The following is a 15,124-nucleotide window of genomic DNA, read 5'->3' on the forward strand; positions in this document are numbered from 1 at the left end:
TGCGCAACCTTCCGAGCCGGTCCGCCCCCGTCTGCCGCTTATTCTGTTGGACCATGCATGCGATCCAGCCCGAGACGTCCGGCGCGCCGTGGGCCGTCCCCCTCCCCGCCCAGCGCACCGCCGCCCCCGTCGAGGGCTTCGCGGTGGTGGACGTCGAGACCACGGGGCTCGGCCGCTCGGACCGCGTCATCTCGGCCGGCGTCTACCAGCTGGACGCCGAGGGCGACGTCACCGACCACTGGTACACCCTGGTCAACCCCGAGCGGGACCCGGGACCGGTCTGGATCCACGGCCTGACCCGCGAGGTGCTGGCCGGCGCGCCGACCTTCCCGGAGATCGCCGGAGAGTTCGCCGAGCGGCTGCGCGACCGCGTACTGGTCGCCCACAACGCGCTCTTCGACTGGAACATGATCTCCCGCGAGTTCTCCCGGGCCGGCCTGCGCGCCCCCGTGGACCAGCGGATCTGCACCATGGTGCTCTCCCGTGACCTGCGGCTGCCGCTGGCCAACGGGAAGCTGGCCTCGCTCGCCGCCCACTTCGGCGTCCAGCAGCGCCAGGCGCACAACGCGCTCGACGACGCCCGGGTGCTCGCCGAGGCCTTCCGCCCGAGCCTGCACCTGGCCCGCTCCGGCGGCGTGCCGCTGCCGCTGCAGAACTGCGTCGCGGTCACCGACCTCGGCGAGGACGAGCCGGCCTCCGCCGCCCGCAGCTCGTGGACCGGTTCCTCCTACCGGCAGGCCAGGAAGCGCCCGCCGTGCCCGTACCCCAACCCGGGTCGCTGGGAGGACGGCAAGCCGCTGGTGCAGGGCATGCGGGTGGCGTTCACCGGTGACACCGCCACCGACCGGGAGCTGCTGGAGGACCGCGCGGTGGAGGCCGGCCTGCACATCGCCACCTCGGTGAGCCGGCTCACCAGCCTGCTGGTCACCAACGAGCCCGGCAGCTGGAGCGGGAAGGCCCGCAAGGCCCGCGAGGTCGGCACCCCGGTGGTCGGCGAGGACGCCTTCCTCCAGTTGCTGCGCGAGGTCGCCCCGCACCCCGGTGCGTGAGGGAGTCGTGAGGTGGGCGTACGGTGCCCATGTGTACCGTTTTCTGCTCTCCCGGCGCTGGCTGATCACCCTGCTGATCGCCCTGCTGCTGATCCCCACGACGATCAGGCTGGGGCTCTGGCAGTACCACCGCCACGAGGCACGGGTGGCCCGCAACGACCTGATCGCCCAGTCCCTCGCCGACCGGCCGGTGGCGTTCGACTCGCTGTCGACCGCGCCCGGCTTCACGGTGCCCAAGGGCCTGACGTGGCGGGCCGTGACGGCCACCGGGCAGTACGACCCCGAGCACGAGTTCGTGGTCCGCAAGCGGACCGACTCCAGCGGGGACAAGATCGGCTACTTCGTCGTCACCCCGCTGCGGCTCGCGGACGGTGAGGGCACCGTCCTGGTGAACCGCGGCTGGGTGCCGTCCGGCGACTCCGCCACCGCCTACCCGCCGGTGCCGGCCGCCCCGGCCGGCGAGGTCACCCTCACCGGCCGGCTGCGCGCCGACGAGACCTCGGCCGGCAGCGGCATCCGCGACCGGGCCGGCCTCCCCGACCGGCAGTTCAACCTGATCAGCACCCCCCAGCAGGCCAAGGAGACCGGTGCCGTCCTGCTCGGCGGCTACCTGGAGCTCACCGCCACCACCCCGACCCCGGCCGACCAGCCGGAGCTGCTCCCCGAGCCCAACCACTCCGACATCGGCCCGCACATGGCGTACGCGATCCAGTGGTGGCTGTTCACCGCGATGATCCCGGTCGGGGTCCTGGTGCTGGTCCGCCGCGAGGCGAAGGACCGCGCCAAGGCGGCCGCCGAGGCCGAGCTCCCCCCGGTGGCCGTGCCCGCGTAGCGTCCCGGCGCCCCGGGACTGCGCGCACCGTCCGGGCCACCGGCCGACCGCACTACAGGACGTCGTCCAGCTCGCGCAGCAGTCGGGCCTTGGCCCGGGCGCCGACCACGGAGCGCACCGGCTCACCGCCCCGGAACACCATCAGCGTCGGCATCGACAGCACGCCGTACCTGGCCTGCGTCTCCGGATTGCGGTCGACGTCCAGGCTGACCACGGTCAGCCGGTGCGCCTCCTCCCGCGCGACGTCCGCCAGCACCGGCACCATCTGCCGGCACGGCGGGCACCAGTCCGCGGTGAAGTCCACCAGCACCGGTCCGTCCGCGGCCAGCACCTCGCTCGCGAACGTCGCGTCCGTGACCTCCGCGACCCCTGTGATCCGCATCGTCTACCGTCCCTCCCACTCGATCGCCAACTCGCACCGCGGCGGTTCGGCGACGGCCCCGGCGGCCAGCTCGTCACGGGCCTGCTCGGCCCGCCCGAACTGCTCGGCCACCTGGGCACGCACCTCCTGCAGCCGGGCGATGCACCCGTCCAGCTCGGCCAGTTTGCGCCGGTAGACCTCCAGCGAGGCCGGGCAGGAGTCGCCCGCCGGGTGGCCCGCCCGCAGGCACTCCACGAACGGGCGGGTCTCCTCCAGCCCGAAGCCGAAGTCCTGGAGGGAGCGGATCTGCTCCAGCAGCCGGAGGTCGTCCTCGCCGTAGGCGCGGTAGCCGTTGCCGGCCCGCCGCGCGGGCAGCAGCCCGAGCTGCTCGTAGTACCGCAGCGCGCGGGTGGTCGTCCCCGCCCGCTGTGCCAGCTCACCGATCCGCATGACCGCACCCTGCCTTCCGGCCACCGCCGTCCGAACGCCTTCGGGAACGACGGTAGACCTTGACCCGGACGTCAAGGCCAGCACGTCCGACGCCCGGCCCCGCCGGGTGCCGGGTGGGGCCGGGCGGCGGATGTCGGGGCCGCGCGCCGGTGCCGGGCGTCAGTGCCGGGTGTTGTAGAAGCCGATCAGGACGGCGCCCCACCAGCCGGCCTGCGAGACCGCCGCCGAGGCGGCGCCCCGGGCCAGCAGCCGGACCGGCGGGCGGATCCCCTCGTACCCCTCCAGCCGGCGGTGCAGGGTGCTCGCGTACACCCCGTTGAGCGCGATCAGCAGGACCAGCCCCAGCTTCACCTGGGTCAGCCCGGACGAGAACTGCGGTTCCAGCAGCACGCCGCTGAGCACCAGCCCGGTCAGCCCGCCCCAGACCGGGACGTGCAGCGGGGCGGTGAAGTCCACCACCTGACGCAGCGTGCGGCGGCCGAGCATCCAGAGCAGGCCGTAGTAGTCGATCGCCAGCACTGCGCCGAAGCCCACCACCAGTGCGGCGAGGTGCAGGAACAGGGCCACGGTGTGCAGCGCCGGGTCGGTGTGCAGGTGCGCGGCGGTCCAGGCGCTGGCCCCCCAGACCACCAGGACGGCCACGACGGCTCCGGCGAGCCGGAGTCTGCGCCGGGCGTCCTCCGAGATGTCCGCGGCTCCCCCCTGAGCCGGGACGGTGGCGTGGTACTCGGGCATGACGGTGCTCCGCGATCGTGGGGGGTAAGGGTTGGCTAAGCAAGGGTAGGTTTCCCTAACTTCGTTCTGCCGTCAACTTTCGGCCAGCCGTCGAACGACTTCGGCCACTGACGACCGGGGCCGCCCCCGCCGCGAGCGGGCACGCCCCGGCACGCCCACCGGCCCGCCCCTACCCCGTCCGCCCGCCTACCGGCAGGATGGGCCCATGGATCTCGGACTGAAGGACAAGGTGTACGTGGTCACCGGCGCCAGCCGCGGCCTCGGTTTCGCCGCCGCCCGCGAACTGGCTGCCGACGGCGCCAAGGTGCTGGTCAGCGGCCGGAACAAGGAGAGCGTCGACGCCGCCGTCGCCGAGCTCGACGCCCTCGGGGGCCCGGCCACCGCGCACGGCGCGGTGGCCGACAACGCCGACCCCGAGGCCGCCGGGCACCTCCTGGCCGCGGCCCTCGAACGGTTCGGCCGCCTGGACGGCGTACTGATCAGCGTCGGCGGCCCGCAGGCCGGCCCGGTGGTGGCGACCGCCGAGGACGCCTGGCGCGACGCCTTCGAGTCGGTCTTCCTCGGCGCCCTGCGGATCGCCCGCGCGGCGGCCGACGCACTCGGCGAGGGCGGGGTGATCGGCTTCGTGCTCTCCGGCTCGGTCCGTCAGCCCATCGCCGGCCTCGGCATCTCCAACGGCCTGCGCCCCGGCCTGGCGATGGCCGCCAAGTCGCTCGCCGACGAGCTGGGCCCGCGCGGGATCCGCGTGGTCGGCCTGCTGCCGGCCCGGATCGACACCGACCGGGTGCGCGAGCTCGACGCCCTCGGCGGCGATGCCGACGCCGCCCGCCGGCGGAACAGCGACCAGATCCCGCTCGGTCGCTACGGCACCCCGGAGGAGTTCGGCAAGGTCGCCGCCTTCCTGCTCTCCCCCGCCGCCTCGTACCTGACCGGTGTGATGGTCCCGGTCGACGGAGGGGCCCTGCGCGGCCTCTGACTCCCGCTCGCGGGCTACGTCACCCTCGGGTGCTTGCGCCGGCCGCCGCGCCTGCGGGCGGCCGGCCGCTTCGCCCGCACCACCGTGACCCGCAGCTCGGCGGGGAGCTCGGGGAGGCCGAGGCTGGTCCGCGCATCGGTGCGCGGGCCGGTCTCGAAGTGCTCGACCAGCGCCGCCGGTTCACCGCCCGGGGTCAGCCGGACCGCCACCCGCAGCCGCGGCCGCCCCGGTCCGCGGATCAGCCGCACGTTCGCACGGCCGACCTCCGGGAGCGCGACCGTGCCGGTCTCCAGGACGTCCTCCAGCGCCCGGGTGCGCAGTCGCAGCCGCAGGCCCCGCGAGCCGGGGGTCGGCACGAGGACGGTCGCCGGGCCGCTGCGGTGCAGCTGGGCGAGGAGCCACCAGGCCGATCCGGCCACCGCGAGGGAGAGGCCGCCGATCACCGCCGGCCACCACCACTCCTCGTCGACCCAGCGGGTCCGCGACCGGGCGCTCACCACCGGCTGGTCCGGCGAGGCCAGCGGCCACCAGCTCGGCGGATCCGCCCCCAGGTGCCCGTACAGGTCGAGGCCCCCGGCCAGTACCAGCAGCCCGACCGCGAGCAGCACCACTGCGGCCGCGCCCAGCAGCACCCGGTTGACGGTGGCCCGGTTCACTCGGCCCCTCCCGTTCCGGACCTCCTGGACGTCCCGAACGCCCCGGACGCGGTTGCCCCCGACCCGGGCCCGGCAGGACCGGGCCCGGCAGGACCGGGCCCGGCTGCCCCGGCGCCCGTGGCACCGGCCGCACCGCCGTCGGCAGGTCCTCCGCCGGGCCCACCGCCCGGCCCGACGTCCTGCGCGCCGCCGTGCCCGCGCTGCCCCCCGGTCCGGACGTCGAGCCGCAAGGGGTTGGCCAGCGTGACCCTCGCCAGCTCCTCGCGCAGCTGCCGCTGCACGCTCGCCGGATCGGCGGGGCCGACGAGGGTGGCCTTCGCCCGGCGGCGGCCGACCCGGACGGTCAGGTGGTCCACTCCCGGCAGCCCCGCGCCCCGGTCCAGCAGCAGGATGCGGACCCCGGCCTTGTCGATGGCGGCGGTGGTGTCACCCTGCGGGCGCAGCGGGAGCCAGCGGCGCAGCCCGGGGGCGAAGGCGAGCCAGAGCAGCCCGCCGCCGAGCAGTACGGCGACTCCGGCGCCGAGCAGCACCCAGGTGTCGTCCAGGTGTCGGGTGGCGAGTTCGTCGGCCGTTTCGGCGCGCCACCGGCGCGCGGGGTGTCCGGTCCGGACGGCGATCGCGTCGTAGAGCAGCGCCACGCCGAGCACCAGGACGGCGGTGGCGACCAGCGCGGCCGCGGCCGTCCGTGGCGCCCGCAGCCTGGGCACCTTGACGGGCTCCGGCTCGGGTCCGGGTTCCGGCTCCGGAGCGGGCTCCGCCCCGGCGGGTGCGACGTCCTCGGCCGCCACGGCCGGCCCGCCGGGGGCGACGGGCTCCGTCGGCTCACCGGGACCGGGCGGCTGCTCGGTCATGCCCCTCCCCCGGCCACCAGCCGCTCGACGACCACCACCACCTCGGTGACCCGGGTCCCGGTCAGTGCGCCGACCTGTGCGGCGATCCGGTCCCGCACGGTGCGGGCGAGCGCCGCGAGGTCGGCCGGGAAGGGCAGGTCGACGGAGACCCGGACGCTGACGGTGGAGCCCGGCGCCGAGACCGAGACCTTCGGCGGCCCGCCGCGCTCCGCCCGCCCGCGCCAGGCGTCGGCCAGCGCGTCACGGGCGGCCCGGGCGGCGATCCGGGCGTAGACCCGGTCGGCGACCCGCAGCCGGCCGCGGGCGCCGGGTTCGCGGCGGGCGGGGCCGGCGGAGGGGGTGGCGACCGCTGCCATCAGCGGCGCCGGTCGCGGCCGCGCAGCAGGTCACCGAGGTCGCCGAGGTCGATGTCACCTTCCAGCAGCCGCCCGGCCACGAAGCCGACCGCGCCCAGCGCGGCCACCAGCAGGAACGCCGCGAACCCGCCGAAATAGCCGGCGAAGCCGAGGCCCATTCCCACCGCGATGCCGAGAACGGCCAGGTTCATCCACTCCACCTCGTCTTCCGCTGCGTCCCGCCCCACCGGCGGACTACTTCAACTTGGGCCGCTGTCCGGACGGGACGCTCGCCTCTTCCTCCTCCTCGACCTCCGGCTCGTCGGGGAGGTGGACGTCGTTGACCGCGATGTTGACCTCGACGACTTCGAGACCGGTCAACCGCTCGACCGAGTCGATGATGTTCTCCCGCACCTGGCGGGCCACTTCGGGGATGACCGCGCCGTACTCGACGACCAGCGCGATGTCGATGGCGGTCTGCTTCTCCCCCACCTCGGCCTTGATGCCGCGTCCCACGCTGGACCTGCCGCCGGGCACCCGGTCGCGCATCGCGCCGAAGGTCCGGGCGAGGCCCGAGCCGAGGGCATGGATGCCGGAGACCTCACGGGCGGCCATGCCGGCGATCTTCTCGACCACACCGACGGCCATCGCCGTGCGGCCGCGCTCGGCCGTCGGCTTGATGCTCCCGCTGCTGGAGGGCATCGCGGCGGGGGTGACTGCCGAGGCGGGCTTGTGAAGGGTGGCGGGCGTCGGAGTGTCAGGCATGGGCGCATCTCCCGTCGTACGGCTCCAGCTATATCGCAGATCCCTCCAACTCTGGCATTTCGCCACGGTTCGCGCGCCCGGAGGACCGCCGGACGCGGGCCCGGACGGCGGAAGGCCCGGCTCCGGGGGTGGACCCCCGGAGCCGGGCCTTCGGCGGGTGACGGCGGTCAGTCGCCGATGCCGGCCAGGTCGCGCAGCCGGCGGGCCTGCGCCACCCGTTCGGCGGAACGCTGCTCGTCGTAGGAGCGACCGCCGGCGCCCTGGAGCAGCGCCTTGGTCTCGATGACGGCGCTGCGCGGGGCGGCCAGCAGCGCGGCGGCGAGGTCGCGGGCGGCGGCGTCCAGGTCCGCGGCGGGAACCGCCAGGTTGGCCAGGCCGATGGCCGCGGCCTCCTCGGCACCGACCCAGCGGCCGGTGGCGCAGATCTCCAGTGCCCGCGCGTAGCCGACGAGTTCGGTGAGCGGCTTGGTGCCGGCCAGGTCGGGGACGAGGCCGAGCGAGGTCTCCTTCATGGAGAACTGGACGTCGTCGGCGACCACCCGCAGGTCGCAGCCGAGGGCGAGCTGGAAGCCCGCGCCCACGGCGTGGCCCTGGACGGCCGCGATCGAGACCACGTCGGGGCGGCGCCACCAGGTGAAGGCCTCCTGGTAGGAGGCGATGGTCTCGTCGAGGTCCTTGTCCTCGGCGGCGGCCAGCTGGAGGAAGTTGCGCTCGCCGGGGATGCCCTCGGCGGTGAACATCGCCCGGTCCAGGCCGGCCGAGAAGGAGACACCCTCACCGCGCAACAGCACCACCCGGACGCTGCCGGGCAGTTCGCGGCCGACGAAGCTCAGGGCGCGCCACATCGCGGGCGACTGGGCGTTGCGCCGCTTGGGCTGACAGAGGGTGACGACGGCGAGCTCGCCGTCGATCTCCAGGCGGACGCCGTCCTGCTCCCAGGGGGAGGCCTGCGGGTCGGTGACGGGGGCGGTCATGCGGGGACCTCCGGTGGCGAGGGACTTGGCTACCGGAGAGTAACAAAACCGGGCGCGTGACGGCAGAGCGGCGGCGCGCACCGATGAAGGAGCAGGGGGGCATCCGCCCGGGGCGTCGGCGGGCATGACGATCGGCGGCCGGTTCGCACGGGCCGAGGACGGACGACCAACCGCCGCATCCCCGGTCGGCGCCCTGCCGCCGAGTCATCCGCCAATCGACTGACGGACCGTCAGGAGTTCGCTCCAGCAGTAGCTTTGTTCTTGCCCCGCGTGGCACCACCGCGGCCCCGGAGGATCACTCCGGACTCGCTCAGCATCCGGTGCACGAAGCCGTACGAGCGACCGGTCTCCTCCGCGAGAGCGCGAATGCTCGCCCCGGAGTCGTACTTCTTCTTGAGATCGGCCGCGAGCTTCTCACGCGCGGCACCGGTCACCCGGCTGCCCTTTTTCAGAGTCTCGGCCACCCGTGCCTCCTCGTAGCGTTGCTCGGTCAGATTCCCATGATCACCCATCCACAGCGTCCTGGCCACCCATTCGGCAAGGTCGGTGTCGGGAATGCGTGGTCATTCGGTGGTGATCCGAGCGCACAAGGGCGCTCACGCAGAGTGCACGCCCCCGGGCGGCTTCCGCCGTTCGACGCGAAAGAGCTGATCAGCAGCGTCGGCCCGACCACGATCGAGTGGCGGGCCGACGGAAGCTCCTCAAACGGAATCCAGGACCCCTTCATTCCCGGACACGCCGTAAGGACTGGATTTTCTGGTCCAAAGAGGGGACCGCGCGTCTACCCGTCAGATCAGGCGAGCGAGACCAGGTCGGCGTACGCCGGGCTCCAGAGGTCCTCCACACCGTCCGGCAGCAGGATGATCCGCTCCGGCTGGAGCGCGTCGACCGCGCCCTCGTCGTGGGTGACCAGCACGACGGCGCCGGTGAACTCGCGCAGCGCGCCGAGGATCTCCTCCCGGCTGGCCGGGTCGAGGTTGTTGGTGGGCTCGTCGAGCAGCAGCACGTTGGCGCTGGAGACCACCAGCGAGGCCAGCGCGAGCCGGGTCTTCTCACCACCGGAGAGCACCCCGGCCGGCTTGTCGACGTCGTCGCCGGAGAACAGGAAGGAGCCGAGGATCTTCCGGATCTGCACCAGGTCGGTGTCGGGTGCCGAGGAGCGCATGTTCTCCAGCACCGTGCGGTCCGGGTCCAGGGTCTCGTGCTCCTGGGCGTAGTAGCCGATCTTCAGGCCGTGGCCCGGGATCACCTCGCCGGTGTCCGGCTGCTCCACCCCGGCCAGCATTCGCAGCAGGGTGGTCTTGCCGGCGCCGTTGAGGCCCAGCACGACGACCCGCGAGCCGCGGTCGATGGCCAGGTCCACGCCGGCGAAGATCTCCAGCGAACCGTAGGACTTCGAGAGGTCGCTGGCGGTCAGCGGGGTCTTGCCGCAGGGGGCCGGGTCGGGGAAGCGCAGCTTGGCGACCTTGTCGCTCTGCCGGACCTGCTCCAGGCCGGAGAGCAGCTTCTCGGCACGGCGGGCCATGTTCTGCGCGGCCACCGTCTTGGTCGCCTTGGCGCGCATCTTGTCCGCCTGCGCGTTCAGGGTCGCGGCCTTCTTCTCCGCGTTGGCCCGCTCGCGCTTGCGGCGCTTCTCGTCGTCCTCGCGCTGCTGCTGGTACTGCTTCCAGCCCATGTTGTAGACGTCGATGGCGGAGCGGTTGGCGTCCAGGTAGAAGACCTTGTTGACGACCGTCTCGACCAGGTCGACGTCGTGCGAGATGACGATGAAGCCGCCCTTGTAGGTCTTCAGGAAGTCCCGCAGCCAGGCGATCGAGTCGGCGTCGAGGTGGTTGGTGGGCTCGTCGAGCAGCAGCACGTCGGAGTCGGAGAAGAGGATCCGGGCCAGCTCGACGCGGCGGCGCTGACCACCGGAGAGGGTGTGCAGTTGCTGGCCCAGGATGCGGTCCGGCAGGCCCAGCGCGGCGGCGATGGTGGCGGCCTCGGCCTCGGCGGCGTAGCCGCCCTTGGTGAGGAACTCGGTCTCCAGCCGGGCGTACTTCTTCATCGCGGTGTCCCGGGTGGCGCCCTTGCCGTTGGCCATCCGGTCCTCGTTCTCGCGCATCTTCTTCAGCACGGTGTCGAGGCCGCGCGCGGAGAGGATGCGGTCCTTGGCGAGGACGTCCAGGTCGCCGGTGCGCGGGTCCTGCGGGAGGTAGCCGACCTCGCCCGAACGGGTCACCGTGCCGGCCGCCGGCAGGCCCTCGCCCGCCAGCACCTTGGTGAGCGTGGTCTTGCCGGCACCGTTGCGCCCGACCAGGCCGATCCGGTCGCCGGGGGCGACCTTGAAGCTCGCCGACTCGATCAGGATCCGGGCACCGGCGCGCAGCTCTAGGGCGTTGGCGGAAATCATGGCTGGGTACTTCTCCTGGGACGTGGGCGGGCCCTGGACGGGTCACAGGGCCGGGGCAGCGGATGGGGGCGTCGTCGCGGCGGTCGGCTCACCGCACGAGGCGGCGGCGCTCGCCCGCTAGTGCCCGGAGAGAACAGCCATGGCGGCAAGTCTACCGGGCCCACGGAAGGGCCCGGGGAACCACCGTCCGGGGTACCTTCCCGACCCGGTGCCACCGGGCCCAGCTCCGGCTACCGCTCGGCGCCGGCGGCCTCCGGGAACGCGCAGGAGCCCTGCGGGCGGACGGCCGCGAACGGCTCCGTCGCACTGCCGCAGGCCGACTCCGGGGCGGCGGCCTCGGTGTCGAACACCTTGGGGCCGACGATCGGGCCGTCCGAGATCAGCACCCGACGGCCGTCCAACGCCTTCAGCGCCACCGCCGGACCGGCGTTGAGCTGCCAGCCCGTGCTGTCCAGCCGGTAGCCGGAGATGCCGCCGGAGACCGGCTGGCCGCTGCTGTTGGTGCAGCTGCGCGGGACCAGCACGGCGTAGTCGGTGCCCACCGTGCGGGTCGGGTCGTAGAGGCAGTTCCCGGCCGGCTTGGAGTTGTAGCGCAGGTCGCCGTCGGCGTCGCGGAAGCCCATGGTCAGGTTCGGCGTGACCACCGCCACCCAGGGCGAGGACTGCCGGACGGTGTGCAGGGCCGCGGCGGCGCGCTCGGTGGCCAGCTGCCGGCGCTGCTCCTCGGTGCGCTTGTCGGCGCCCGGCTCGCCCTCGCCGCGCAGCCAGTCCGCCAGGCCGGGCACCGCGCGGTGCCAGCGGACCTCCTGGTCGCCCGGCCGGGCCGAGGTCACCAGGCCGTCGTCCCAGACCACCACGGCGCTCTCGCCCGCCATCGACAGGTACAGCGCGGTGGCCCCCTCGCGGCGGTAGGACCAGGTGTGCTCACCGGTGGCGCGGTTGTAGGCCTCCAGGCCGGGGCCGACCTTCAGCTCCAGGTCGGCCGCGCTCACCGACTGCGCGTTGACCGGGCTGGCCTCCGCGCCGCCCGGCCCGGCGACCCGGTCCCCGAACGGAACCGGCTTGTTGGCGTGCGCGGCCGCGCCCGCCACAAGGACCAGCAGGACCGCCAGGGCAGGGAGGATCGATCGGGGGGTGAGTACACGCAGCGGCTTCCAGGACACGGGCGGAGCGTACCTTTCACCACCCACGCGAGTCAGCTGGACTCGGCCGTCCGTCCGGGCGGCGGGACCGTACGCGGCCGATTCGCGACCTTCGTCCGGACCTGCCCGCCGACCTGCGCCGTCGGGGCCGTCGCTGCGTCGACCGGCCTTCCGACGGGCGGGCCCGGTAGCGCCCCCGCGGCCGGACGGACTGTTACAGAGGTGATACACGACGCGGTTGCGGTGGACGGCGTTCGAAGACCGCCCACTTTAGGGTGACATTCTGCTTAATCCTCCTCCGCCGGGCCTACTGTTCGGCGCACGGGGCAGAGCGGTCCGTCCACCCGGCCCCGCGCCCCCGTGGAGCCCGAGGAGAGACCATGCGAATCGGCCGCCTGGCGCTGGCCGCCGCCGCCCTGTTGCTGCTGACCACGGCCGGCGTCCCCGCCGGGACCCCGCTCAGCCAGACGGAACGGCACAGCCTCTCCTCCGACGCCTTCCGGCCGCGCGGCGCCGCGCCCCGACCGGTCGTCCAGCGGCCGAGCCACGAGCCGCCGTTCGGCGCCTTCGTCGGCTCCTGGGACGAGTACATCCCGCAGATCGGCCGGTACGCCCAGTGGCTGGGCAACGCCAATCTCCAGGTCGGCCACACCTACCTGGCCGGCAACGGCTGGGCGGACATCGAGGGCGAGCCCGTGGTGCTCGGCCTCTGGTCGCAGTGGCGGCTGGCCGACCCGTCCCGGATGCTCGTGCTCGGCGTGCCGATGCTCGTGCCCAACGAGTCCGACGTCCCGGACGGCGAGGTGGCCCGGCTGCTCGGCCAGGGGGCGCGGGGCGACTTCGACCAGCACTTCCTCAGGCTCGCCCGACGGCTGGTCGCACTCGGCGGGGCGGACACCGTGCTCACCCTCGGATGGGAGATGAACGGCGTCACCTACACCCACCGCTGCAAGCCCGATCCCACGGCGTGGAAGGCGTACTGGCGGCGGATCGTCTCGGTGATGCGCTCGGTGCCCGGGCAGCGGTTCCGCTTCGACTTCGCCCCGAACCGGGGGCTGGACGCGATCCCGTGGACCAGGTGCTACCCCGGTGACGACGTGGTCGACATCATCGGCATGGACAGCTACGACCAGCCCGCCGGCGCCACCTTCGACGACTACGTGCGCGAGCCCTACGGGCTGCAGGACCAGGTGGAGTTCGCCGCCAAGCGGGGCAAGCCGGTCTCCTACCCGGAGTGGGGGCTGTTCCGGAACGGCGACAACCCGCAGTTCGTCCAGCGGATGGTGGAGTGGATCCGCACCCACGACACCAGCTACCAGACCGTCACCGACTACTGCCCGCACGGCTTCTGGCAGTGCGGACAGAACCCGCGCTCCAGCGCCCTGTTCAAGCAGCTGATGACCGGTTCGAAGGGGGCGCCGGCCGGCTCGCAGCCGACGCCCCCGGCGCCCACCCCGAAGATCACCCCGGCCCCGGCGGCGCCGGCCTCCCCGAGCGCGCCGCCTTCGCCCACGGCCCCGGCCTCCCCTGCGGCCACCGCCTCGCCCACGGCGTCCGCCTCGCCCACGGTGCCCGCCTCGTCCACGGCGTCCGCCTCCGCCGAACCGGCCCCGAGCAGTCGGCCGGCCCGGCGCTGAAGCGGGCGGCGGCCGGTCAGCTCCGGCGGCGGGCCAGCAACACCTGCTTGAGCCCGGGCATCCGGTCGTCCAGCACGTGCACCGCGGCCTGGCGGGCCCGCACCGCGCCCGCCCGGGCGGTGAGCGCCGGGGCCGGCCCTCGCGGGCCGAAGAGCAGCCGCTGGTTCGGCAGTCGGTCCGGGCGCCAGCGCTGCTTGTACGGCTCCTGGCCGCGCAGCAGGCCTATCACCGGGATGCCGGCCGCGACCGTCTCGTCCAGCGCCGCGCCGAACAGCAGTCCGGCGATGTCGAGCCGCTCGCGCAGCTTCGGGTGCGCGCCGTACAGGTAGAGGCCGCTGAAGGACGGGCAGAGCAGCAGCACGTTGACCGCGACCAGCTCGCCGTCCAGCCAGAACCGGTGCACGACAGCCAGGCCCCCGGCGACCAGGCCCGTGGTGGAGTCGGCCAGGTGGCGGGCGAACCGCTCGGTGCGGTGCTCCGGGGTGACGCCGCGCTCCTGCCACTGCAGGAAGTGCAGCCGCAGCAGCTCGGCGAGCGCCTGCGGCACCTCCTCCGGCGGCGTCGTGCGGACCTCGACCCCGGCCTCGGCGATCCTGCGCTGCTTCACCCGGTTGCGCTGCGCGGTCTTGCCCTTCAGCCGCTTCAGCAGCTCGTCCATCGGCACGCCCGGCAGGTACTGGCAGACCGAGTCGTCGAACCGCCGGCGGCGGCCGGACCAGTGTGCGTACACCCGCTGCACGGCGGCCTCCGGATGCACCTCGCGCAGCTCCAGGGTGTGCCAGGGGCGGGTGAGCGGGAGGGCCGCGGCGAACTCGGCAGCGGCCCGGTCCGCGCATTCGTCGTCCAGCAGGACGTCGGTGAAGTCGGCCAGACCGCCGCCGAGCCCGGTCAGGCCGCCGAGCGGACCGCCGCGGCGCCGGAACGCGCCCGCACCGACCAGCCGGCCGTCCCGGCGGACCAGCACCACCAGCAGGTCGCCCGGGCGGCCGTACTGGCGCCACCAGGAGCACTGCCAGACGGCGGCCTGGAAGAAGGTGGCGGTCCGGCAGCGGGCGGCCAGGTCGTCCCACTCCCCGGCGAGGACGTCCAGGGCGTCGTCCTCCCGGCGCAGCTCGGTGGTCCAGCACGGCGGACCGGGCTCACCTGGCTCACCTGGCTCACCTGGCAGGCCCGGAGCGACCCGGGCCTCGGTGCTCATCGCCCGCCCCCGGCGGCGGACTTCTGCGCAACCGTGGGCTTCTCCGCGGCGGTCTTCTCCGAGGCCTGGTCCGGGGCGCCGCGCTCCGCGGCCCGCTCCGGGGCGGCCGGCGTCGGCACGGCGGCCACCGGCTCGGCCACGGCGGCCACCGGCTCGGGCGCACCGCCGCCCCGGCGGCGGGTCATCATCACCAGCGCACCGATGAGCAGGCCCGCCGCACCGCCCACCGCCACGTCCAGCTGCGCCGAGGGGGTGGTCGGCTTGTCCGGCTCGGCGGCGGGAGCGAGCGGGACGAGCCGCACCCCGGTCTCCTTGCTGCTGGCGTTGGCGAAGGAGACCAGCGAGCTCGCCACCGCGTCGGCCGCATCGACCGCATCGCGCGGGCTGGCGCCGGTCCCGGTGATCTCGATCATCGGCGCGTCCGGCGAGGTGGTGCCGTGCACCAGCGCCTCCAGCTCGGAGCGGGTGCGGCCGGTTTCAGCGGCGGCGGCCGAGAGCACCTGCGGCTGCCCGGCCAGCCGGCCGTACGCCTGTGCGAAGTTGACCGCGGTCGCGCTCTCCCCGGGGTTCTGCGGCACCACGATCACATAGGAGTTGGCGGCGTACGAGGGCGGGGCCACCGCGGCGTACCCGGCGCCGGCGGCGGCGCCGAGCGGCACCGCGAGGGCGACCGGCCACCACCGGCGAGCCAGGCTTCGGGCGCTTCGGCGCGGTTCGGACATGGGGGGCTCCTTGGGTGTGCGGGCCGCCCGGCCGGCGGCCCGGCGGTTC

General features: G+C 74.2%; 18 protein-coding genes. 4 read left to right on the forward strand and 14 right to left on the reverse strand.

Annotated features, from left to right (window positions below; all coding sequences use genetic code 11):
• Positions 1–53: 53 nt before the first annotated feature.
• Entirely contained in the window at positions 54–1,049 is a 996-nt protein-coding gene (locus ACF9IK_RS09930) for a DEDDh family exonuclease (RefSeq protein ID WP_395293871.1), read from the forward strand.
• A gap of 31 nt (positions 1,050–1,080) precedes the next feature.
• On the forward strand, positions 1,081–1,881 hold the full coding sequence (locus ACF9IK_RS09935) for an SURF1 family cytochrome oxidase biogenesis protein (RefSeq protein WP_395293872.1): 801 nt from the start codon (positions 1,081–1,083) through the stop codon (positions 1,879–1,881).
• Positions 1,882–1,933: 52 nt separating this feature from the next.
• Here the strand turns inward: ACF9IK_RS09935 and trxA are convergent, their stop codons facing one another.
• From trxA to ACF9IK_RS09950, 3 genes are all read right to left on the reverse strand, one after another.
• Positions 1,934–2,263 (reverse strand): thioredoxin, encoded by a 330-nt coding sequence (gene trxA / locus ACF9IK_RS09940; RefSeq protein WP_395293873.1) that lies wholly within the window; start codon positions 2,261–2,263, stop codon positions 1,934–1,936.
• Between the two features lie 3 nt (positions 2,264–2,266).
• On the reverse strand, positions 2,267–2,692 hold the full coding sequence (locus ACF9IK_RS09945; protein ID WP_395293874.1) for a MerR family transcriptional regulator: 426 nt from the start codon (positions 2,690–2,692) through the stop codon (positions 2,267–2,269).
• A 159-nt stretch (positions 2,693–2,851) separates the two neighbouring features.
• Entirely contained in the window at positions 2,852–3,427 is a 576-nt protein-coding gene (locus ACF9IK_RS09950) for a hypothetical protein (RefSeq protein WP_395293875.1), read from the reverse strand.
• A gap of 205 nt (positions 3,428–3,632) precedes the next feature.
• Between ACF9IK_RS09950 and ACF9IK_RS09955 the strand changes: the two genes are divergently transcribed.
• Positions 3,633–4,403, forward strand: a complete 771-nt coding sequence (locus ACF9IK_RS09955) for an SDR family oxidoreductase (protein WP_395293876.1) — start codon at positions 3,633–3,635, stop codon at positions 4,401–4,403.
• 14 nt (positions 4,404–4,417) lie between these two features.
• Here the strand turns inward: ACF9IK_RS09955 and ACF9IK_RS09960 are convergent, their stop codons facing one another.
• The 9 genes from ACF9IK_RS09960 to ACF9IK_RS10000 form a co-directional block, all read right to left on the reverse strand.
• Complete coding sequence (locus tag ACF9IK_RS09960; protein ID WP_395293877.1) at positions 4,418–5,059, reverse strand: alkaline shock response membrane anchor protein AmaP; 642 nt, start codon at positions 5,057–5,059, stop codon at positions 4,418–4,420.
• Positions 5,056–5,910, reverse strand: a complete 855-nt coding sequence (locus ACF9IK_RS09965; RefSeq protein ID WP_395293878.1) for a DUF6286 domain-containing protein — start codon at positions 5,908–5,910, stop codon at positions 5,056–5,058. Before ACF9IK_RS09965 ends, ACF9IK_RS09960 begins: the two co-directional genes overlap by 4 nt.
• Positions 5,907–6,266, reverse strand: a complete 360-nt coding sequence (locus ACF9IK_RS09970; protein WP_395293879.1) for a hypothetical protein — start codon at positions 6,264–6,266, stop codon at positions 5,907–5,909. Before ACF9IK_RS09970 ends, ACF9IK_RS09965 begins: the two co-directional genes overlap by 4 nt.
• A complete protein-coding gene (locus ACF9IK_RS09975; protein WP_395293880.1) occupies positions 6,266–6,457 on the reverse strand; it encodes a hypothetical protein in 192 nt (63 codons plus the stop codon). Before ACF9IK_RS09975 ends, ACF9IK_RS09970 begins: the two co-directional genes overlap by 1 nt.
• A gap of 43 nt (positions 6,458–6,500) precedes the next feature.
• On the reverse strand, positions 6,501–7,010 hold the full coding sequence (locus ACF9IK_RS09980; RefSeq protein ID WP_395293881.1) for an Asp23/Gls24 family envelope stress response protein: 510 nt from the start codon (positions 7,008–7,010) through the stop codon (positions 6,501–6,503).
• A gap of 167 nt (positions 7,011–7,177) precedes the next feature.
• Entirely contained in the window at positions 7,178–7,984 is an 807-nt protein-coding gene (locus ACF9IK_RS09985; RefSeq protein WP_395293882.1) for an enoyl-CoA hydratase/isomerase family protein, read from the reverse strand.
• A gap of 230 nt (positions 7,985–8,214) precedes the next feature.
• Positions 8,215–8,448 carry a helix-turn-helix domain-containing protein gene (locus ACF9IK_RS09990; protein WP_196951009.1) on the reverse strand — a complete coding sequence of 78 codons (234 nt, stop codon included), beginning with the start codon at positions 8,446–8,448 and terminating at the stop codon, positions 8,215–8,217.
• 329 nt (positions 8,449–8,777) lie between these two features.
• Positions 8,778–10,376 carry a ribosomal protection-like ABC-F family protein gene (gene abc-f, locus ACF9IK_RS09995; RefSeq protein WP_395293883.1) on the reverse strand — a complete coding sequence of 533 codons (1,599 nt, stop codon included), beginning with the start codon at positions 10,374–10,376 and terminating at the stop codon, positions 8,778–8,780.
• A gap of 230 nt (positions 10,377–10,606) precedes the next feature.
• Positions 10,607–11,539 (reverse strand): hypothetical protein, encoded by a 933-nt coding sequence (locus ACF9IK_RS10000; RefSeq protein WP_395293884.1) that lies wholly within the window; start codon positions 11,537–11,539, stop codon positions 10,607–10,609.
• Between the two features lie 359 nt (positions 11,540–11,898).
• Here ACF9IK_RS10000 and ACF9IK_RS10005 point away from each other — a divergent pair, with 359 nt between their 5' ends.
• The gene (locus ACF9IK_RS10005; protein ID WP_395293885.1) at positions 11,899–13,155 is read left to right on the forward strand and encodes a glycoside hydrolase family 26 protein; all 1,257 of its coding nucleotides are present in this window, start codon (positions 11,899–11,901) and stop codon (positions 13,153–13,155) included.
• A 16-nt stretch (positions 13,156–13,171) separates the two neighbouring features.
• Here the strand turns inward: ACF9IK_RS10005 and ACF9IK_RS10010 are convergent, their stop codons facing one another.
• Together ACF9IK_RS10010 and ACF9IK_RS10015 are read right to left on the reverse strand one after the other, a co-directional pair.
• Positions 13,172–14,353: a GNAT family N-acetyltransferase gene (locus ACF9IK_RS10010; protein ID WP_395293886.1), complete on the reverse strand. Its 1,182-nt coding sequence runs from the start codon at positions 14,351–14,353 to the stop codon at positions 13,172–13,174.
• The gene (locus tag ACF9IK_RS10015; protein WP_395293887.1) at positions 14,350–15,075 is read right to left on the reverse strand and encodes a Wzz/FepE/Etk N-terminal domain-containing protein; all 726 of its coding nucleotides are present in this window, start codon (positions 15,073–15,075) and stop codon (positions 14,350–14,352) included. The genes ACF9IK_RS10010 and ACF9IK_RS10015 overlap by 4 nt, the downstream gene beginning before the upstream one ends.
• Positions 15,076–15,124 lie beyond the last annotated feature (49 nt).

Source organism: Kitasatospora hibisci (assembly GCF_043950205.1).
Taxonomy (GTDB): domain Bacteria; phylum Actinomycetota; class Actinomycetes; order Streptomycetales; family Streptomycetaceae; genus Kitasatospora; species Kitasatospora hibisci.